The sequence below is a fragment of the Crenobacter caeni genome (genome assembly GCF_010435965.1).
Taxonomy (GTDB): Bacteria; Pseudomonadota; Gammaproteobacteria; order Burkholderiales; family Chromobacteriaceae; genus Craterilacuibacter; species Craterilacuibacter caeni.
The window spans coordinates 345,790-365,000 of the sequence record NZ_JAAGAA010000001.1 but is presented as its reverse complement, the minus strand read 5'-3'; the positions used below and the strand labels follow the sequence as shown (position 1 = coordinate 365,000).

Below are 19,211 nucleotides of genomic sequence, written 5' to 3'. Positions count from 1 at the left end.
GCTTACGCCCTCACGATATGGTCGGCCGGCTCGAGGTACTTGCCGCGGGTGTCGACGATCAGCTGCGCGCTGGCCTTGATCTGCGCGTAGTCGAACTTGTCGTGGTCGGTCGCCAACAGCACGCAGTCGAACGACGCGAGCGACTCGGCGGTGAGTTCGGTGCTCGCCAGATCGAAATGGTGCTCGCGCATCTGCGGGAACACCGGCACGTGCGGGTCGCTGTACGCGACTTCGGCACCCAGCGCGCGCAGTTTTTCCATCAGGAACACCGACGGGCTCTCGCGCATGTCGTCGACGTTCTTCTTGTAGGCGATGCCCAGCACCAGCACGCGGCTGCCGTTGATCGCCTTCTTGCGCGTATTCAAGGCGGACGCGACCTTGGCCACCACCCAGTCGGGCATGCCGGAATTCACTTCGCCGGCGAGCTCGATGAAGCGGGTGTTCACGCCGTACTCGCGCGCCTTCCATGTGAGATAAAACGGGTCGATCGGGATGCAGTGCCCGCCCAGGCCCGGCCCCGGATAGTAGGGCACGAAGCCGAACGGCTTGGTCGCCGCGGCGCGGATCACCTCGAAGATGTCGATGCCCATCTTGTCGGCGACGATCTTCATCTCGTTGACCAGGCCGATGTTCACCGCGCGGTGGATGTTCTCCAGCAGCTTGGTCATCTCGGCCGCGCGGGTGCTCGACACCGGCACCACTTGGTCGATCACCGCGCTATAGAGCGCGACGCCGACTTCCTGGCAGGCCGGGGTGACGCCGCCGCACACCTTGGGGATGGTGCGGGTAGTGAAGTTCGGGTTGCCCGGGTCCTCGCGCTCGGGCGAGAACACCAGGAAAGCGTCCTGGCCGACCTTGAGCCCGCGCGACTCGATGCGCGGCAGCAGCTCCTCGTCGGTGGTGCCCGGGTAGGTGGTCGACTCCAGCGACACCAGCTGCCCCTTGCGCAGGTAAGGCACCAGCGAATCGATGGTGTTCAGCACGAAGGAGAGGTCCGGCTCGCGGTACTTGTTGAGCGGGGTCGGCACGCACAGGATCAGCGCGTCGGCCTCGCCCGCGCGCGCGAAGTCGCAGGTCGCCTCGAAACCGTCCATCAGCGCGCGCTGGATGCTGTCGGCGCTGATGTGCTCGATGTAGCTGCTGCCGTTCATCAGCGCGTCGACCTTGCGCTGGTCGATGTCGTAGCCGATGACCTTGTAGCCGACTTCGGCAAAGCGCAGCATCAGCGGCAGGCCGACGTAGCCCAGGCCGACGATGCCGATGACCGCCGACTTGTCGGCAATGCGGGAGAGGAGTTGCTGTCTGATCACGATGGATTCCACGGAAGTGATTACCCGGGCGCGCCCGTCTGCCGGGACGCGGCCGCCGGCGCCTGAGACGGCCGGCGCGGCGCGAGGCCGCAAAAGTCGCGATTATACGCCTTATTCCCCTATGCAATAGGGCTCTACACCCCGCTGTCGCGCACAAGAAAAAACCCGCCTGCGGGCGGGTTGCAACAGTCCTGCATGCACGGCGCGTCAGATCAGCAAGCGGCCGGCGCTGTGCAGGTTGCTCTCGCGCAGGCGGCGCACGAAGTCGGAGAACTCGACGCCGTAGCGGCATTCGAGCCGCGCCGCGCGCTCTTCCAGCGCGTCCCACGCGGTCGGCACCGGGCTTTGCCTGAACGCCAGCACCGCGACGTTGCCGTGGCCGGCCGACGGCAGCTCGAGCACGCGCCCGTCGAACACCGCAAGCAGCCGCTCGAGGAAGCCCTGGTAGCGCTTGTCGCCGCTCCACCAGTTGGCGACGAACACGCCGCGCGGGCTGAGCGCGCGCTTGCAGTCCTCGAAGAAGTCGTCGCTGACCAGCGCGTCGACGATCTGCAGGCCGTCGTAGCCGTCGACCAGGATGGCGTCGGCCGAATCGCGCGGGATCTTCACGTAGTCGGCGCCGTCGGCCTCGACGATCTCGAAGTACTCGCCTTCCGGCGGCAACTGGAAGAACGAGCGCGCCACCGCGACCACCTGCGGGTTGATCTCGACCGCGACCTGGCGCGCGTCGGGCAGGTACTCGTCGATGAAGCGCACCAGCGAGCCGCCGCCCAGCCCAATATGCAGGATGTGCTCGGGTTCCTCGCTGAACAGCAGGAAACCCGCCATCGCCCGCGTGTAGCTGAGCACCAGCTCGGACGGCTCGTCGAGGTTCATCGAGCTTTGCACGGTCTCCGAACCCAAGTGCAGCGAGCGGATATTGCCGGTTTCCGAGATCTCGACTTCGGGCATCGCGTCGACGCCGCCGCGCACGCGGCGGCGGAACGGGTGGCGCGCCTTACCCGCCACAGGCACTCTCCTTCGGACGCGAGTCGAGGATGCTGATCCGCTTCCGGGCCTGGCCGTCTTCATCCACCGGATGCGGGTCGTGGAACTCTTCCTTGTCGAAGGCGGTATCGCCGCCGGCGGCCGGCACTTCGCCGGCGACCAGGTTCACGAAGTCGAACAGCTTGGGGTCGGCCAGATGCGACGGCACCACGTTCTGCAGCGCGCGGAACATGGTTTCGATACGACCGGGGAAGCGGCGATCCCAATCGTTGAGCATCTCTTTCACCACCTGGCGCTGCAGGTTGGGCTGCGAGCCGCACAGGTTGCACGGGATGATCGGGAATTCGCGCAGCTCGGCGTAACGCTCGAGGTCCTTCTCGCGGCAGTAGGCGAGCGGGCGGATCACCACATGCTTGCCGTTGTCCGACACCAGCTTGGGCGGCATCGCCTTGAGCTTGCCGCCGTAGAACATGTTGAGGAACAGCGTCTGCAGGATGTCGTCGCGGTGGTGGCCCAGCGCGATCTTGGTCGCACCCAGCTCTTCGGCCACGCGGTAGAGCACGCCGCGGCGCAGGCGCGAGCACAGGCTGCAGGTGGTCTTGCCCTCGGGGATCACCCGCTTGACGATCGAGTAGGTGTCCTCCTCGACGACGCGGTACTCGACGCCGATCGACTCGAGGTAGGCCGGCAGCACGTCGGCCGGGAAGCCCGGCTGCTTCTGATCGAGGTTGACGGCGACGATGGAGAAGCTGATCGGCGCCGACTTTTGCAGGCCGCGCAGGATGTCGAGCAGCGCGTAGCTGTCCTTGCCGCCGGACAGGCAGACCATCACGCGGTCGCCGCCCTCGATCATGTTGAAATCGTTGATCGCGTCGCCGACATGGTGACGCAGACGTTTGGTGAGCTTGTTGCCCTCGTAGGCGGCCTTGTCCGCCTTGAGGGCGGCGTCGTTCGAATCAGTCATGGCAGGCTGTAAGGGGCTGAAAAGCCGGCGATTTTAGCGCCAAACCGCCCGGCTTCGCCAGCGCCGCTACAGCACCACGCTGCGCCCGCCGTCGACCGCGAGGATCTGCCCGCTCACGTAGTCGGTGTCCAGCAGCAAGAAGGCGACCGCCCGCGCGATGTCGTCCGGCCCCCCGGTACGCGCCAGCGGGATGCTCGCCTCGATGCGCGCGCGCTCGGCCGCGTCGAACGACACTTCATCGTCCGGCCACAGGTTGACCCCCGGCGAGACGCCGTTGACGCGCACCTGCGGAGCCAGCTCGAGCGCGAGCGCGCGGATCAGCTGCGCGTGACCGGCCTTGGCGACGCTGTACACCAGATGCTTCGCCATCGGCCGCTCGGCGTGGATGTCGACGATGCCGACAATCGCGCCGCGGGTCGCCGCCAGGTGCGGCGCGGCCGCCTGCGCGAGGAACAGCGGCGCCTTCAGGTTGGAGCCGATCAGGTCGTCCCAGTCGGTTTCTCCAATGGCTCCGACCTCGGTCGGATAGAAGCTAGACGCGTTGTTGACCAGCGCGTCCAGCCGGCCGAAGGCGGCCACCGCGTCGGCGACCAGCCGCTCGGGCGCGCCCGGCGCGGTCAGGTCGGCCTGCACGAGGCAGGCGGAGCCGGGGCGCGCCTGTTCAAGCTCGTCGGCCAGCGCTTCGGCTTCAAGACGCGAGCCGCGGTAGTGCAACACCAGCTTGCAGCCCCGAGCGTGCAAGTGCCGCGCGATCCCCGCGCCGACCCGCCGGGCCGCCCCCGTCACCAGCACCACCTTGTCGTCCATCGCGCCTCCTGTTGTCCGTGCCCCTGCCATGCCCTTCTCATGACCTGGGCTTTGGCAGACAATCGCGTCATATTGTACCGGAATCCCGTGATGACCCAGCTTCCCGCCCCCGACGCGGCCGCCCTGGCCGCAAGCGAACAACTGTGCGCGCTGATCGGCGCCGAAATCGACGCCGCCGGCGGCTGGCTGCCGTTCTCCGTTTATATGGAGCGCGCGCTGTACGCGCCAGGCCTCGGCTACTACGCGGCGGGCAGCGCCAAGCTCGGCGCCGGCGGCGACTTCACCACCGCGCCGGAGCTCACCCCGCTGTTCGGCACCACCCTCGCCCGCCAGATTGCCGAACTGCTGCCGCAGACCGGCGGCACCGTCTACGAATTCGGCGCCGGCAGCGGCCGCCTCGCCGCCGACCTGCTCGAGCGCCTGGCCGAACTGGGCCAGTTGCCCGAGCGCTACGTGATTATCGACTTGTCGCCCGACCTGATCGACCGCCAGCGTGCGCTGCTGGCGGACAAGGCGCCGCAGTGGCTGGATCGCGTCCATTGGGCGAGCGAGCTGCCGGAACGGCTTGACGGCGTGGTGATCGGCAACGAGGTGCTCGACGCGATGCCGTGCGAGCTGGTGGCGCGTGGCGAGCGTGGCGCCGTGCTGCGCCGTGGCGTGGTGCGCGAGGGCACGGGCTTCGCCTTCGCCGACCGCCCGGCCGACGCTGCGCTCGCAGAGCACGCCGGCGTCTGCCTGCCGGCCATCGCCGGTTACGTCAGCGAGGTGAGCCCGGCCAACGCGGCCTTCGTGTCGACGCTCGCCGCACGCCTTGCGCGCGGTGCGATCATCCTGATCGACTACGGCTTCCCGCGCGCCGAGTACTACCACCCGCAGCGCAGCCGCGGCACGCTGATCGGCCACTACCGCCACCACACGGTCGACGACCCGTTCTTCCTCCCCGGCCTGATGGACCTGACCTGCCACGTCGACTTCACCGCCGTCGCCGAGGCGGGGCTCTTAGCCGGGCTCGATCTGATCGGCTACCTGTCGCAGGCGCAGTTCCTCGTCAACGCCGGGCTCGCCGACGAACTGTCGCGTCTGGACAGCAGCGACACCGCGCGCTACGCGCCGCAGGCGGCCGCCGCGCAGAAACTGGTGTCGCCGGCCGAGATGGGTGAACTCTTCAAGGTGGTCGCCTTCGGCCGCGGCGTTGGCATAGACTGGGCGGGCTTCACGCAGGGCGACCGCTGCCACACGCTATAAAACACCCAAGCCATTGATCCGACAGCACAAACCCGCAAAAAAACCGGCGAACGCTGTGGGAAATGGCGGATTTTGTCATGCAAAGGGTTGACACCCGTCGGGGCGGCCCTTATAGTTCGCAGCCTCGATGCCAAGGCATCGAAAGCGTGGCGAATTAGCTCAGTCGGTTAGAGCGACGGAATCATAATCCGCAGGTCCGGGGTTCGAGTCCCTGATTCGCCACCACCCGTTTTACCGGGGTTTGACTTGTCAGGCCTCACGGCGAATTAGCTCAGTCGGTTAGAGCGACGGAATCATAATCCGCAGGTCCGGGGTTCGAGTCCCTGATTCGCCACCAATAAAAAAGCCAGCGCAGCGCGCTGGCTTTTTTGCATTCGCCCATACCCGGATCCGCACTGCCCGCACACATTCCAACCGCCCCCCGCCTTGACGCTTTCATGCTGCATCGCGACAATCTCCGGTAGATTGTATAAAAACATACGGCGCATCTGACCGCGCCTCCCTGCCATGCCAAGCCAGAACCTTGCCTCCCGCCCGCAAGCGGAAGTCACACTGCGCGCGATGCGCGCCGCCGATATCGACGCCGTGCTCGCCGTGCAGGCGCAGTGCTACCGCGCCGAACTGATCGAAAGCCGCGACGCGCTCTTTTCGCGCCAGCGCCTGTCGCCCGACACCTGCTTCGTCGCGGAGGAGGACGGCCGCGTGCGCGGCTACCTGTTCGCCCACCCCTGGCAAGGCGAGACGCCGCCGGCGCTGGACACCCCGCTGCCAAGCCTTCCCGAACGCTGCGACACATTGTTCCTGCACGACATGGCGATCAGCGAGCGGCTGCGCGGACGCGGCGTCGCGCCGCGCCTGATGGAGAAGGCGCTACGCTCGGCACGCGAGAAGGGCTACCGCTACGCGCGGCTGGTCGCCGTGCAGGGCGCAGCCAGCTACTGGCGCAAACTCGGCTTCACACCCTACCCGCTTGGCCGCGGCAAGCTCGCCTGCTACGGCGACGACGCGCAGGGCATGCTCGCGCCACTGGCGCACTGAGGCTACCCCGACCGTTTTGCCGCGCCTGTGGTACACTCGCGCGCAAGCCATTCATTTGCCAGCAAAAAACCGCACCCGGCGACGGGAATTGGGCGGGGCGTTGCTGGCATTTATCATTTCCCGAGCGCAAGACAGATGAAAAAGGTTTACATCAAGACCTTCGGTTGCCAGATGAACGAGTACGACTCCGACAAGATGGTCGACGTACTCGGGCTCACCGAAGGCGCCGTCAAGACCGACCGTCCCGAGGACGCCGACGTCATCCTGTTCAACACCTGCAGCGTGCGCGAGAAGGCGCAGGAAAAGGTGTTCTCCGACCTGGGCCGCATCCGCGAGCTGAAGGACAAGAACCCCGAGCTGGTGATCGGCGTCGGCGGCTGCGTCGCGAGCCAAGAGGGCGAAGCCATCGTCAAGCGCGCGCCCTTCGTCGACGTGGTGTTCGGCCCGCAGACGCTGCACCGCCTGCCCGAGCTGATCCGCGCGCGCCGCGCCGAGGGCCGCTCGCAGGTCGACATCTCCTTCCCCGAGATCGAGAAGTTCGACCACATCCCGCCGGCCAAGGTCGACGGCGGCGCCGCCTTCGTGTCTATCATGGAAGGCTGCTCGAAGTACTGCTCGTTCTGCGTGGTGCCGTACACCCGCGGCGAGGAAGTGTCGCGCCCGTTCGACGACGTGCTGACCGAGATCGCCGGCCTCGCCGCGCAGGGCGTCAAGGAAGTGACGCTGTTGGGCCAGAACGTCAACGCCTACCGCGGCCTGATGGCCGATGGAGAGATCGCCGACTTCGCGCTCCTGCTCGACTACGTGCACGAGGTGCCCGGCATCGAGCGCATCCGCTTCACCACCAGCCACCCGCGCGAGTTCACCGACCGCATCATCGACTGCTTCGCTCGCCTGCCCAAGCTGGTTTCGCACCTGCACCTGCCGGTGCAAAGCGGCGCCGACCGCATCCTGATGGCGATGAAGCGCGGCTACACCGCGCTCGAGTACAAGTCCATCATCCGCAAGCTGCGTGCGGTGCGCCCGGACATCTGCCTGAGCTCGGACTTCATCGTCGGCTTCCCCGGCGAGACCGAGGCCGACTTCAACGCGACGCTCAAGCTGGTAGAGGACCTCGGCTTCGACTTCAGCTTCGTGTTCATCTACAGCCCGCGCCCGGGCACGCCGGCGTCCAACCTGCCGGACGACACGCCGCACGCCGAGAAGGTGCGCCGCCTGGAAGCGCTGAACGAGGTGATCGAGGCCAACGGCTACGCGGTCAACCGCGCGATGGTCGGCACCACCCAGCGCGTGCTGGTCGAGTCGGTCTCCAAGCGCGACGCCGGCATGCTCGCCGCGCGCACCGCCAACAACCGCGTAGTCAACTTCGTCGGCCAGCCGCGCCTGTTGGGCCAGATGATAGACGTGCGGATCACCGAGGCTTACCCGCACTCGCTGGGCGGTGAGGTAGTCACGACCGAGTCGGTGTAATACCATCAGGGCATGACGACCCCGGGGCCGCCTGTCGGCGGTCCCTCACACGGATACCATGTCCCACAGCGAACACCTGAGCTTCACCCCTGTCGACAACGAAAGACTGGCCCGTCTGGCCGGCGTGCTCGACGAGAACATCAAGCAGATCGAAACTGGTCTGGACGTCACCATCACCCGCCGCGGCGAAGCGTTCCGCATCCAGGGCGAGCGCGCGCGCGACGCCGCCGACGCGCTGACCCGCCTCTACCTGCTGGCCGACAAGCAGGAACTGTCGGTCGACGACGTGCAGCTGACGCTGGTCGAGATCCGCCAGCACATGAACCGCATGGCCCTGGCCGACGCACCGGTGCTGATCACCCGCCGCGGCGACCTCAAGGGGCGCACGCCGCGCCAGGCCGGCTATATCAAGGCCATCCTCGAACACGACATCACCTTCGGCATCGGCCCGGCGGGCACCGGCAAGACCTACCTCGCGGTCGCCTGCGCGGTCGACGCGATGGAGCGCGACGCGGTCAAGCGTATCGTGCTGGTGCGCCCGGCGGTCGAGGCCGGCGAGAAGCTGGGCTTCTTGCCGGGCGACCTCGCGCAGAAGGTCGACCCCTACCTGCGCCCGCTGTACGACGCACTGTACGACCTGATGGGTTTCGACCGCGTCGCCAAGCTGTTCGAGAAGAACCTGATCGAGATCGCGCCGCTCGCCTATATGCGCGGGCGCACGCTGAACAACGCCTTCATCATCCTCGACGAGGCGCAGAACACCACGCCCGAGCAGATGAAGATGTTCCTCACCCGCATCGGCTTCGGCTCGAAGGCTGTGGTCACCGGCGACGTCACCCAGATCGACCTCGCCCGCCACCAGAAGAGCGGCCTCGTCGAGGTCGAGCGCATCCTGAAGGCGGTGCGCGGCATCCACTTCCACCATTTCCAGAGCGACGATGTCGTGCGCCACCCGCTGGTGCAGAAGATCGTCGACGCCTACGACCAACACGCAATCGAACAAGATGAAAAAAGCCAAGCGTAACCCACTGCTCTCGCGCCGCGCCGCGCGCCTGACCCTCGCCTACGACAACCGCAGCAGCGCCAAGACGCTGCCTTCCCGTGCGCAGTTCGAGCGCTGGGCGTGCGCCGCGCTGCAAGGTGGCGACGAACGCGCCGAGATCAGCCTGAGCGTGGTCGACGCCATTGAAGGCCGCGAACTGAACGGCCAGTGGCGCGGCAAGGACTACGCGACCAATGTGTTGAGCTTCGCGCTGAACGAGGGCGAGCCCGTCCCCGGCATGCCGCTGTGCGGCGACCTGGTGCTGTGCGCCGAGGTGGTCGAGCGCGAGGCCGCCGAACAGGGCAAGCTGCTTGCCGCGCACTACGCGCACCTGACCGTGCACGGCATGCTGCACCTGCAGGGCTTCGACCACGAGGACGACGCCGAAGCCGACGCCATGGAAGCGCTGGAGACGCGCATCCTCGCCCGCCTGGGCTTCGCCGACCCCTACCAGGGCGAGAAGGGGAACGCCTGATGGACGACGGCAAGCCCACGCCCAACTGGTTCGAACGCCTGCTCAACCGCTTCACCCACGAACCGGACGACCGCGAGGAGCTGCTCGCGCAACTGCGCGCGGCGTTCGAGCGCAACCTGATGGACGCCGACGCGCTGTCGATGATAGAGAGCGTGCTGGGCTTCGCCGAACTGTCGGTGCGCGACGTGATGGTGCCGCGCAGCCAGATGGACGTGGTGCGCACCGACGAGCCGATCGAGCGCTTCCTGCCGATGGTGATCGACACCGCGCATTCGCGTTTCCCGGTGATCGACGGCGACAAGGACAATATCGTCGGCATCCTGCTGGCCAAGGACTTGCTGCGCTACTTCCACGACCCGAAGAACTTCGACCTGCACGACTCGCTCAGGCAGGCGGTATTCATCCCCGAGTCCAAGCCGCTGAACGTACTGCTGCGCGACTTCAGGAACGCGCGCAACCATATGGCGATCGTGGTCGACGAGTACGGCAGCGTGTCCGGCCTCGTCACCATCGAGGACGTGATCGAGCAGATCGTCGGCGACATCGACGACGAGTACGACTTCGACGAGACCGAAGACAATATCGTGCCGATCCGCGGCAGCCGCTACCGCGTGAAGGCGACCACCGAGGTCGAGGACATCAACGCCTTCTTCGGCACCGACTTCGCCGACGAGGACGCCGACACCCTGGGCGGACTGGTACTCGGCGCGATGGGCCACGTGCCGCACCGCGGCGAGCGCGTCAGCCTCGGCCGGCTCGACGTGACCGTGCTGCGCGCCGACAGCCGCCGCCTGCACACGCTGATCGTCACCCCCAGACGCGAAGCCGAACCGCCCGCCCCCGAGCAGGACGCCTGATGCGCGCGCCGCTTTACTGGACGCTGGTGGTCGCCAGCGGCGCAGCTGCCTTGTTCGCGTTCGCGCCCTACCGCCTGTTCTGGCTGATGCCGCTGCTGCTCGCGGTGCCGCTCGCGCTGTCCGCGCGCGAGGGTGCCCATCCCTTCCTGACCGGCTACCTGTGGGGCCTCGCCGCGTACACCGCGTGCTTTAACTGGATCTACCACAGCCTGCATACGGTGGCCGGCCTGCCGTCGCTGCCGGCGGCGGCGGCCACGCTGCTGCTGCCCGCCTACCTCGCACTGTTTCCCGCCACGGCCATAGCGCTGAGCCGCCGCCTCGCGCGCGGGCGCCTGCTGCTTGCCCACCTCGTGCTGTTCCCGGCGCTGTGGACGCTGGCCGAATGGCTGAGAAGCTGGTTTTTGACCGGCTTTCCGTGGGGCGCGGTCGGCTACAGCCAGATCACCGAAAGCCCGCTCGCCGGCTACGCGGCCGTCGGCGGCATCCACGCGGTGACCTTCCTCGTCGCGCTCTCCGCCGGCGTGCTCGCGCAACTGCCGGTGTCGAACATGCGCGGCAGGTTCGCCATGGCCGCACTCGTCGCCGCTGTGTGGGGCGGCGGTGCCGCCCTCTCCGGCGTCAGCTGGACGCAGCCGGTCGGCAAGCCGACCCGTGTCGCGCTGGCGCAGGGCAATATCCCGCAATCGCTCAAGTGGAACCCCGACATCCAGCAGCTGACGCTGGAGCGCTACTTCCGCATGATCGCAACCGCGCGCGCCGACCTCTTGATCCTGCCCGAGACGGCGATCCCGCTGTTCCTCGACGATCTGCCGTCCGGCGTGATCACCATGATCCAGCGCGAGGCGCACGCCAAGAAGATGGCGGTCGCCGCCGGCATCCCGCGCCGCACCGACGACGGCCAGGGCTATCTGAACGCGGTGGTCGCCTTCAGCGACGAGCGCCTGCCCTATTACGCGAAGGACCACCTGGTCCCGTTCGGCGAGTTCATCCCGCTACCCTCGCTGATCGGCTGGATCTACCGCTACATGAACATGCCGCTGTCGGGCTTCAGCCGCGGCGGCAGCGCGCAGGCGCCGCTCGCGCTCGCCGGCCAGCAGGTCGCCTTCAACGTCTGCTATGAAGACAGCTTCGGCGAGGAACTGATCGGCCCGGCGCGCGACGCGACGCTGCTCGCCAACGTCAGCAACCTGGCCTGGTTCGGCGACAGCGTCGCCATGGACCAGCACCTGCAGCTGTCGCAGGCCCGCTCGCTCGAAACCGGCCGGCCGATGCTGCGCTCGACCAATACCGGCATGACCGCACTGATCGAGGCGGACGGCACCGTCAAGGCGCTCGCCGCGCCCAACACCACGCAGGTGCTGAACGTCACGGTGACCGGCCGCAGCGGGCTGACCCCGTATATGCGCACGGGCAACCTGCCGGTGCTGCTGTTGTGCGCCCTGCTGCTGGTGGCGGGCAGCCTCTGGGCACGCCGCACGCGCTGAGAGCGTGTTCACGGTCTCGCGAGCGAGAGCGAGACAAGGCGAAAACGGCTGAGAAAGCGGAATGTACAGCTTGTCCATGAGCATTTCGAAGCCGTTTTTAACGCCGTATCGCTGATGCGCAGCAGACCGTAAACAGGCTCTGACAAAAAAGGGCCGGCATGCGCCGGCCCCACCTCCCCACGAGTCAACCCTTACTTCATCGTCGGCATCACGAACTCTGCGTCCAGCCGCTCCGGCCAGCGGCTGGTGATCGTCTTCATCCGCGTGTAGAAGCGCACCCCTTCCGGGCCGTGCATATGGTGGTCGCCGAACAGCGACGCCTTCCAGCCGCCGAAGCTGTGGAAGGCCATTGGCACCGGGATCGGCACGTTGACGCCGACCATGCCGACCTGGATGCGATGGCTGAATTCGCGCGCCGCCGCACCGGAACGGGTGAAGATGCTGGTGCCGTTCGCGTACGGGTGCGCGTTGATCAGCGCGACGGCGCTCTCGAAGTCCGGCACGCGCACCACGGCGAGCACCGGCCCGAAGATCTCTTCGCGGTAGATGGTCATCTCGGGCGTCACCCGGTCAAACAGGCAGGGACCGAGGAAGAAGCCGCTCTCGTAGCCCGGGTGACTGTAGCCGCGGCCGTCGACCACCAGAGTGGCGCCCTCGGCGACGCCGGTGTCGACGTAACCCTTCACCTTGTCGCGGTGCACGCGGGTCACCAGCGGGCCCATTTCCGCCTCGACGTCCGCGCCGACGCCGATCTTCAGCGTCTTCGCGCGCGCGGCCAGCTTGTCGACCAGCGCGTCGGCAATGTCGCCGACCGCGACCGCGACCGAGATCGCCATGCAGCGCTCGCCGGCCGAGCCGAAGGCGGCGCCGGTCAGCGCCTCGACCGTGCCGTCGAGGTCGGCGTCCGGCATCACCACCAGATGGTTCTTGGCACCGCCCAGCGCCTGCACGCGCTTGCCGTGGCGCGCGCCGGTCTCGTAGATGTACTGCGCGATCGGCGTCGAGCCGACGAAGCTCACCGCCGACACATCCGGGTGGGTCAGCAGGGTATCGACCGCTTCCTTGTCGCCGTGCACCACGTTGAACACGCCGTCCGGCAGGCCGGCTTGCTTGAGCAGCTCGGCGAGCAGCAGCGCGGCCGACGGGTCGCGCTCGGACGGTTTGAGGATGAAGGTGTTGCCGCAGGCGATCGCCACCGGGAACATCCACAGCGGCACCATCGCCGGGAAGTTGAACGGGGTGATGCCGGCGACCACGCCCAAGGGCTGGCGCATCGAATGGCTGTCGATGCCGCCGCCGACCTGCTCGGTGAACTCGCCCTTGAGCAGTTGCGGGATGCCGCAGGCGAATTCGACGACCTCGAGACCGCGGGTGACTTCGCCCATTGCGTCGGACACCACCTTGCCGTGCTCGGACGAAATCAGCTCGGCGAGCTTGCGCTGGTTGGCTTCGAGCAGCTCCTTGAACTTGAACATCACGCGGGCGCGGCGCAGCGGCGAGGTGTCGGCCCACGCCGGGAAGGCGGCACGCGCGGTGGCCACCGCGGCGTTCACGTCGGCCTGATCGGCCAGCGCGACGCGGGCGACCACTTCGCCCAGCGCCGGGTTGTACACGTCGGCGCTGCGGCCGCCCTGGCCGGCGACACTCTGCCCGCCGATGTAATGCTGGATGTGCTGCATAGTGCTGTCCTGTTTATTCGGTTTCACGGATGGCTTCGCCGATCGCGGCGAACAGGCGGTCGATCTCTTGCTCTTCGATGATCAGGGGCGGCGAGCAGGCGATGATGTCGCCGGTAAAGCGCACCAGCACCCCCTTCTCCCAGCACTTGAGGAACACGTCGAAACCGCGCTGGCCCGCTGCGCCCGGCCGGCTGTCCAGTTCGATGCCGGCGACCAGGCCCAGGTTGCGGATATCCTTGACGTGGCGCTCGCCGCGCAGCGCGTGCGCCTTCTCCTCGAAGCGCGGCGCGAGTGCGGCCGCACGGCCGAACAGGTCTTCCTCGCGGTACAGGTTCAGCGTCGCGATCGACGCCGCGCACGCCAGCGGGTGCGCCGAGTAGGTGTAGCCGTGCGGGAACTCGATCATGCGATCGCCGGCGGCGGCCATGAACGCGTCGTGGATCTCCGGCTTGACCAGCACCGCGCCCATCGGTACCACGCCGTTGGACAGGCCCTTCGCGCAGGTCAGGATGTCGGGCAGCACGTCGAAGCGGTTGGCAGCCCAGTCGGCGCCCAGACGGCCGAAGCCGGTGATCACCTCGTCGAAGATCAGCAGGATGCCGTATTTGTCGCAGATCTCGCGCAAACGCTTGAGATAGCCCTTGGGGGGGATCAGCACGCCGGTCGAACCGGCCATCGGCTCGACGATCACCGCGGCGATGGTCGACGGGTCGTGCAAGGTGGTGATGCGTGCTTCAAGTTCGTCGGCGAGTTCGGCGCCGTATTCGGGCTCGCCACGGCTGAACGCGTTGCGCGCCAAGTCGTGCGTGCTCTTCAGGTGGTCGGTCGCCGTGAGCGTCACCGGGAACAGCTTGCGGTTGCCGGCGATGCCGCCGACCGAGATGCCGCCGAAGTTCACACCGTGGTAGCCGCGCTCGCGGCCGACCAGCTTGACGCGCGCCGCGTCGCCGCGCACGCGGTGGTAGGCGATCGCCATCTTCAGCGCGGTGTCGGCCGCTTCGGAGCCCGAATTCACGAAGAACACCTTGCCCAAGCCCTTGGGTGCCATCGCGGCCAGTTGCTCGGCGGCCTCGAAGGCAAGCGGATGGCCAAGCTGGAACGGCGGCGCGTAATCGAGCGTGGCGGCTTGACGCTGGATCGCCTCGACAATGGGCTTGCGGTTGTGGCCGGCGTTCACGCACCACAGGCCGGCGCAACCGTCGAGGATGTCGCGGCCTGCGTCGTCCTTGTAGTACATGCCGTCGGCGCTGACCAGCATCCGCGGTGCCGACTTGAATTGCCGGTTGGCGGTAAACGGCATCCAGTAAGCCTGCATGTTCTCCTGCTTCATCTTTGTTCTCCTTGTCGGCACCGTTGTGCCCTGCGCTGAATGTAGCCAGCAGGGCGCGGAGAAAACAGCGACAGTTGGCAAAGAGAATGCCAGGCCGTACAGATGGAATCTCTGCACGGCGGACAAGGCATCGGCGCTGGAAGACGGGCAGATGGCCATGTATGCTGGACAATTATCAGATTGACCGACAGACCATGCCGGAAAACGCACAACCGACCAGTACAATCGCGCTCGCCGAGCAGTTGGCGGCAGAAATCACCCGCCGCATCGAAACCGGTGGCCTGCGCCCGGGCGAGCGGCTGCCTTCGGTGCGCGAGGCGGCGCGCAGCCGTGGCATCAGCACCTTCACGGTCAGCGACGCCTACCAGCGACTGACCACGCGCGGACTGCTGGTCGCCCGCCGCGGCGCGGGCTATTTTGTCGCGCCGCCGCTGGGCCGGGCCCGCGAGGTACTACCGGCGCTGTCGACCCTGCCGATCGACGACGACTGGCTGCTCAGCCGCATCTACCAGCGCGACCCGGCTATCCTCTACGCGGGCTGCGGCTGGCTGCCGGACCACTGGTACGACCGCGACGCCAATAGCTCGGCGATGCGCACCATCGCCCGCCGCAAGGCTCCCTTCCACCCGTACGGCGACCCGCAGGGTTACGAGCCGCTGCGCCGCGAGATTGCCCGCGGCCTGTGCGCGCAGCACCTGCAAGTCGGCGCCGAGCAGGTGTTGATGACGCAAGGCGCGAGCAAGGCACTCGACATGGTCGCCTGTACGCTGGCCGAACCGGGCGACACCGTGCTGATCGACGAGCCGGGCTACTGCAACCTGATCTCTTGCCTGCGCCTGCGCGGCTTCAAGCCGGTGGGCGTGCCGTGGAACGCAGACGGGCCCGACTGCGAACGGCTGGCGGCCCTGCTCGCGCAACACAAGCCCCGGCTCTTCTTCAGCAACCCGCTGCTTAACAACCCGAGCGGTGCCAGCTACACGCTTGCCACCGCGTACCGGGTGATGAAGTTGCTCGACGACGCGGGGTGCACGCTGGTCGAGGACAACGTCGCGCAGCCCTTCCACCCGGCACCGCCACCACCGCTGTGTTCACTAGGCGGCGCTGAGCGGCATGTGTATATCGGCAGCTTCTCCAAGTCGCTCGCGCCGGGCTTGCGTGTGGGCTACGTGGTCGCCAGCCAGGAAAGGATAGAGCGGCTGCTGCGCTACAAGATGATCACCGGCCTGACCACGCCGGTGCTCAACGAGATGCTGGCGATGGAACTGGCCGAAGCGGCCGGCAGCCGCCGCCAGCTGAATGAAGCGCGCGAGGCGCTGCAGGAGGCACAGCATGTGTGCCAGCAACGCTTCGATGCGGCGGGCTGGACGCTGTTCGCGCGGCCCGCACACGGGCTGTTCCTGCTGGCCCGTCCGCCACACGCTGCGCCGGCTCTGGCCGAGCAGGCGCGCGACGCCGGCATCGTCCTCGCGCCGGGGCGCTTGTTCTCCTGCGACGGCAGCCACGACGACTGGTGGCGCTTCAACGTTGCGTACAGCCGCAACAGCCGCTTGTGGGACTTCCTCGGCGCGCTGCGCCACCAATGAAAAAGGCCACCCCTGGGGGTGGCCTTTTTGCCAGGGCTTGCGCCCTCCGATTACTCGGCTTCGTCAACGACGACGGCTTCGCCTTCCGGACGGTCCAGCAGCTCAACCAGAGCCATCGGGGCGTTGTCGCCCTTGCGGAAACCGTACTTCAGGATGCGAACATAACCGCCGTTGCGGGTAGCGTAACGCTGACCCAGCACGTCGAACAGTTTGACCACGATTTCGCGGTCACGGGTGCGATCGAAGGCCAGACGACGGTTGGCCAGCGACGGCTTCTTGCCGAGAGTGATCAGCGGCTCGGCTACACGACGCAGCTCCTTGGCTTTCGGCAGCGTGGTCACGATCACTTCGTGACGCAGCAGCGAGTTCGCCATGTTGCGGAGCATCGCCAGACGATGGCTGGTCGTGCGGTTCAGTTTACGATTGCTATAACGATGACGCATTCTTTTGTCCTTTTATCCCGTAGCTTACGGTTTTTCCAGACCTGCCGGCGGCCAGTTCTCAAGCTTCATGCCGAGCGTCAGACCCTTGGAGGCGAGAACTTCCTTGATCTCATTCAGCGACTTGCGGCCGAGGTTCGGAGTCTTCAGAAGCTCGGTTTCGGTGCGCTGGATAAGATCGCCGATGTAATAAATGTTCTCGGCCTTCAGGCAGTTCGCGGAGCGAACCGTCAGTTCGAGATCGTCGACCGGGCGCAGCAGGATCGGATCGATCGGCGGCTGCTTCTCTTCGATGACTTCGACCGTCGTGCCCTGGAGATCGGCAAAAATGGACAGCTGGTCAATCAGGATACGCGCGGCGGCACGAACAGCCTCTTCAGGCTCGATCACGCCGTTGGTCTCGATATCCAGAACCAGACGGTCGAGGTCGGTACGCTGCTCAACGCGTGCGCTTTCGACAGCAAAGCTTACACGGTTGATCGGCGAGAACGACGCGTCGAGCTGGATGGTACCGATCGCACGGTTATCTTCGCTGTTGACACGGGCGGATACCGGCTGGTAACCGCGGCCCGTTTCGACCTTGATCTCCATCTCGACCTTGCCGCCTGCCGACAGGTGGCAGATGACATGGTCGGGGTTGACCACTTCCACATCGTGCGGAAGATCGATATCGCTGGCCAGGACTGCGCCCTCACCCTCTTTCTTGAGGGTCAGTACGACGCTGTCACGACCATGCAGCTTAAGCACCACGCCCTTGAGGTTCAGGAGAATGTCGACAACATCCTCCCGAACACCGTCAAGTGCGGAATACTCATGCAAAACGCCAGCGATGGTCACTTCGGTCGGAGCAAAGCCCGGCATCGAGGACAGCAGGATGCGGCGCAGCGCATTACCCAGGGTATGCGCGTAACCACGCTCGAACGGCTCCATGGAGACATGGGCGTGCGTGGCGCTCACCGGCTGCACGTCGATCAGACGGGGTTTAAGAAATTCCGAAGCGCTGTTTTGCATAGACATTCCTCTGGCTAGCGATTACTTGGAATAGAATTCCACAACCAGCTGTTCGTTGATGTCGCTCGACAGCTCGGAACGCTCCGGAACGGACTTGAAGACGCTTTCCATCTTCTTCGCGTCAACGGAAACCCAGGACGGCAGACCAATTTGCTCGGCCAGTGCCAGCGCTTCCTGGATACGAACCTGCTTCTTGCTCTTTTCGCGGATAGCGATCACGTCACCGGCTTTCACCTGGTAGGACGGGATGTTCACGGTCTTGCCATTGACGGTAACCGCCTTGTGGCTAACCAGCTGACGCGCTTCTGCACGGGTCGAACCGAAACCTACGCGGTACACCACGTTGTCCAGACGGGACTCGAGGAGTTGCAGCAGGTTCTCGCCGGTCGAGCCCTTCAGGCGGGCAGCTTCAGCGAAGTAGTTGCGGAACTGACGCTCCAGCACGCCGTAGATGCGGCGGATTTTCTGCTTTTCGCGCAGCTGGGAACCATAGTCCGACAGACGCGGCTTGCGGGCGCCATGCTGGCCCGGCGGCGTGTCGAGTTTGCACTTGGAGTCCAGCGCACGACGCGCGCTCTTCAGGAAGAGATCGGTGCCTTCGCGGCGCGCGAGTTTACATTTGGGGCCGATATAACGTGCCATCTTCTCAAAATCTCCGAATTAGATACGACGTTTCTTGGGCGGACGGCAACCGTTGTGCGGCACCGGCGTCACGTCGGAGATGCTGGTAATCTTGAAGCCAAGCGAGTTGAGAGCACGAACTGCAGATTCGCGACCCGGGCCAGGGCCCTTGATGCGAACTTCCAGATTCTTGACACCGTATTCTTGGGCAACTTTACCAGCATGTTCTGCAGCAACCTGTGCTGCAAACGGTGTACTCTTGCGCGACCCTTTGAAACCAGCACCGCCGGAGGTAGCCCAAGACAAAGCATTCCCTTGACGATCGGTGATGGTGATGATGGTGTTGTTAAAGGAAGCGTGAACGTGGACGATGCCCTCGCTTACGCTCTTGCGCACTTTTTTGCGTACACGACCTGCTGTGTTTGCTTTAGCCATTATCAGAGATCCTTAAAATTACTTCTTGCCAGCGATCGGCTTGCGCGGACCCTTACGAGTACGAGCATTGGTGCGAGTACGCTGACCGCGGCACGGCAGGCCACGGCGATGGCGGAAGCCGCGGTAGCAGCCCATGTCCATCAGACGCTTGATGCTCATGGTGATTTCACGGCGCAGGTCACCTTCAACGGTGAACTTGGCCACTTCTTCACGAAGCGTTTCCATCTCTGCGTCGGTCAGATCCTTAACCTTGGAGGAAGGATTCACGCCAGCAGCTGCACAAATCAGCTTCGCGCGCGTCTGACCGATGCCGTAGATTGCCTGCAGGCCAATGACGGCATGCGCATGATTGGGGATGTTTACCCCTGCAATACGGGCCATAGTCTATCCTTAAGACCTTGAAAAGTTTGCGATTGTATCACGCAAATGAAGG

The 19,211-nt window shown here is 65.8% G+C and carries 19 protein-coding genes and 2 tRNA genes; 10 read left to right on the top strand and 11 right to left on the bottom strand.

Annotated elements, in window-relative coordinates:
- Positions 1 to 2: 2 nt before the first annotated feature.
- The 4 genes from GZH52_RS01850 to GZH52_RS01835 all read right to left on the bottom strand — a co-directional run bounded on the left by GZH52_RS01850 (position 3) and on the right by GZH52_RS01835 (position 4,068).
- The gene (locus GZH52_RS01850; RefSeq protein ID WP_163314845.1) at positions 3 to 1,307 is read right to left on the bottom strand and encodes a nucleotide sugar dehydrogenase; all 1,305 of its coding nucleotides are present in this window, start codon (positions 1,305 to 1,307) and stop codon (positions 3 to 5) included.
- Between the two features lie 210 nt (positions 1,308 to 1,517).
- Positions 1,518 to 2,318 carry a polyamine aminopropyltransferase gene (locus GZH52_RS01845; RefSeq protein WP_349290622.1) on the bottom strand — a complete coding sequence of 267 codons (801 nt, stop codon included), beginning with the start codon at positions 2,316 to 2,318 and terminating at the stop codon, positions 1,518 to 1,520.
- The gene (ttcA, locus tag GZH52_RS01840; protein WP_163314803.1) at positions 2,308 to 3,261 is read right to left on the bottom strand and encodes a tRNA 2-thiocytidine(32) synthetase TtcA; all 954 of its coding nucleotides are present in this window, start codon (positions 3,259 to 3,261) and stop codon (positions 2,308 to 2,310) included. The genes GZH52_RS01845 and ttcA overlap by 11 nt, the downstream gene beginning before the upstream one ends.
- A 66-nt stretch (positions 3,262 to 3,327) precedes the next feature.
- Positions 3,328 to 4,068, bottom strand: a complete 741-nt coding sequence (locus GZH52_RS01835; RefSeq protein ID WP_163314802.1) for a pteridine reductase — start codon at positions 4,066 to 4,068, stop codon at positions 3,328 to 3,330.
- 90 nt (positions 4,069 to 4,158) lie between these two features.
- Between GZH52_RS01835 and GZH52_RS01830 the strand changes: the two genes are divergently transcribed.
- The 9 genes from GZH52_RS01830 to lnt all read left to right on the top strand — a co-directional run bounded on the left by GZH52_RS01830 (position 4,159) and on the right by lnt (position 11,679).
- A complete protein-coding gene (locus GZH52_RS01830; protein ID WP_163314801.1) occupies positions 4,159 to 5,313 on the top strand; it encodes a class I SAM-dependent methyltransferase in 1,155 nt (384 codons plus the stop codon).
- A gap of 148 nt (positions 5,314 to 5,461) precedes the next feature.
- Positions 5,462 to 5,538: transfer RNA gene (locus GZH52_RS01825), tRNA-Met, on the top strand.
- A gap of 35 nt (positions 5,539 to 5,573) precedes the next feature.
- Positions 5,574 to 5,650: transfer RNA gene (locus tag GZH52_RS01820), tRNA-Met, on the top strand.
- A gap of 170 nt (positions 5,651 to 5,820) precedes the next feature.
- Complete coding sequence (locus GZH52_RS01815; RefSeq protein ID WP_163314800.1) at positions 5,821 to 6,351, top strand: GNAT family N-acetyltransferase; 531 nt, start codon at positions 5,821 to 5,823, stop codon at positions 6,349 to 6,351.
- A 135-nt stretch (positions 6,352 to 6,486) separates the two neighbouring features.
- On the top strand, positions 6,487 to 7,821 hold the full coding sequence (miaB, locus tag GZH52_RS01810) for a tRNA (N6-isopentenyl adenosine(37)-C2)-methylthiotransferase MiaB (protein WP_163314799.1): 1,335 nt from the start codon (positions 6,487 to 6,489) through the stop codon (positions 7,819 to 7,821).
- 58 nt (positions 7,822 to 7,879) lie between these two features.
- On the top strand, positions 7,880 to 8,845 hold the full coding sequence (locus GZH52_RS01805; protein WP_163314798.1) for a PhoH family protein: 966 nt from the start codon (positions 7,880 to 7,882) through the stop codon (positions 8,843 to 8,845).
- Positions 8,826 to 9,338 carry an rRNA maturation RNase YbeY gene (gene ybeY / locus GZH52_RS01800; RefSeq protein WP_163314797.1) on the top strand — a complete coding sequence of 171 codons (513 nt, stop codon included), beginning with the start codon at positions 8,826 to 8,828 and terminating at the stop codon, positions 9,336 to 9,338. Before GZH52_RS01805 ends, ybeY begins: the two co-directional genes overlap by 20 nt.
- Positions 9,338 to 10,195, top strand: coding sequence for a CorC family transporter (locus tag GZH52_RS01795; protein ID WP_136555540.1), 858 nt, complete (start codon positions 9,338 to 9,340; stop codon positions 10,193 to 10,195). The genes ybeY and GZH52_RS01795 overlap by 1 nt, the downstream gene beginning before the upstream one ends.
- Positions 10,195 to 11,679: an apolipoprotein N-acyltransferase gene (gene lnt / locus GZH52_RS01790; protein WP_163314796.1), complete on the top strand. Its 1,485-nt coding sequence runs from the start codon at positions 10,195 to 10,197 to the stop codon at positions 11,677 to 11,679. The genes GZH52_RS01795 and lnt overlap by 1 nt, the downstream gene beginning before the upstream one ends.
- A 191-nt stretch (positions 11,680 to 11,870) precedes the next feature.
- Here lnt and GZH52_RS01785 read toward each other — a convergent pair whose 3' ends face one another.
- Positions 11,871 to 13,358 (bottom strand): CoA-acylating methylmalonate-semialdehyde dehydrogenase, encoded by a 1,488-nt coding sequence (locus GZH52_RS01785; protein WP_163314795.1) that lies wholly within the window; start codon positions 13,356 to 13,358, stop codon positions 11,871 to 11,873.
- A gap of 13 nt (positions 13,359 to 13,371) precedes the next feature.
- Positions 13,372 to 14,688 (bottom strand): omega-aminotransferase AptA, encoded by a 1,317-nt coding sequence (gene aptA, locus GZH52_RS01780; RefSeq protein WP_239057968.1) that lies wholly within the window; start codon positions 14,686 to 14,688, stop codon positions 13,372 to 13,374.
- A 161-nt stretch (positions 14,689 to 14,849) separates the two neighbouring features.
- Between aptA and GZH52_RS01775 the strand changes: the two genes are divergently transcribed.
- Complete coding sequence (locus GZH52_RS01775; RefSeq protein ID WP_163314794.1) at positions 14,850 to 16,271, top strand: aminotransferase-like domain-containing protein; 1,422 nt, start codon at positions 14,850 to 14,852, stop codon at positions 16,269 to 16,271.
- A 50-nt stretch (positions 16,272 to 16,321) separates the two neighbouring features.
- On the opposite strand, the gene rplQ is transcribed toward GZH52_RS01775, so the two are convergent.
- From rplQ to rpsM, 5 genes are read right to left on the bottom strand one after another with little or no spacing between them, the layout of a single operon-like run.
- On the bottom strand, positions 16,322 to 16,714 hold the full coding sequence (gene rplQ / locus GZH52_RS01770) for a 50S ribosomal protein L17 (RefSeq protein WP_136555548.1): 393 nt from the start codon (positions 16,712 to 16,714) through the stop codon (positions 16,322 to 16,324).
- 24 nt (positions 16,715 to 16,738) lie between these two features.
- Complete coding sequence (locus tag GZH52_RS01765) at positions 16,739 to 17,722, bottom strand: DNA-directed RNA polymerase subunit alpha (protein WP_136555550.1); 984 nt, start codon at positions 17,720 to 17,722, stop codon at positions 16,739 to 16,741.
- Positions 17,723 to 17,743: 21 nt separating this feature from the next.
- The gene (gene rpsD / locus GZH52_RS01760; protein WP_163314793.1) at positions 17,744 to 18,364 is read right to left on the bottom strand and encodes a 30S ribosomal protein S4; all 621 of its coding nucleotides are present in this window, start codon (positions 18,362 to 18,364) and stop codon (positions 17,744 to 17,746) included.
- 18 nt (positions 18,365 to 18,382) lie between these two features.
- Positions 18,383 to 18,778 (bottom strand): 30S ribosomal protein S11, encoded by a 396-nt coding sequence (rpsK, locus tag GZH52_RS01755; protein WP_124735762.1) that lies wholly within the window; start codon positions 18,776 to 18,778, stop codon positions 18,383 to 18,385.
- A gap of 18 nt (positions 18,779 to 18,796) precedes the next feature.
- Positions 18,797 to 19,159 carry a 30S ribosomal protein S13 gene (gene rpsM, locus GZH52_RS01750; protein WP_163314792.1) on the bottom strand — a complete coding sequence of 121 codons (363 nt, stop codon included), beginning with the start codon at positions 19,157 to 19,159 and terminating at the stop codon, positions 18,797 to 18,799.
- Positions 19,160 to 19,211: the final 52 nt, after the last annotated feature.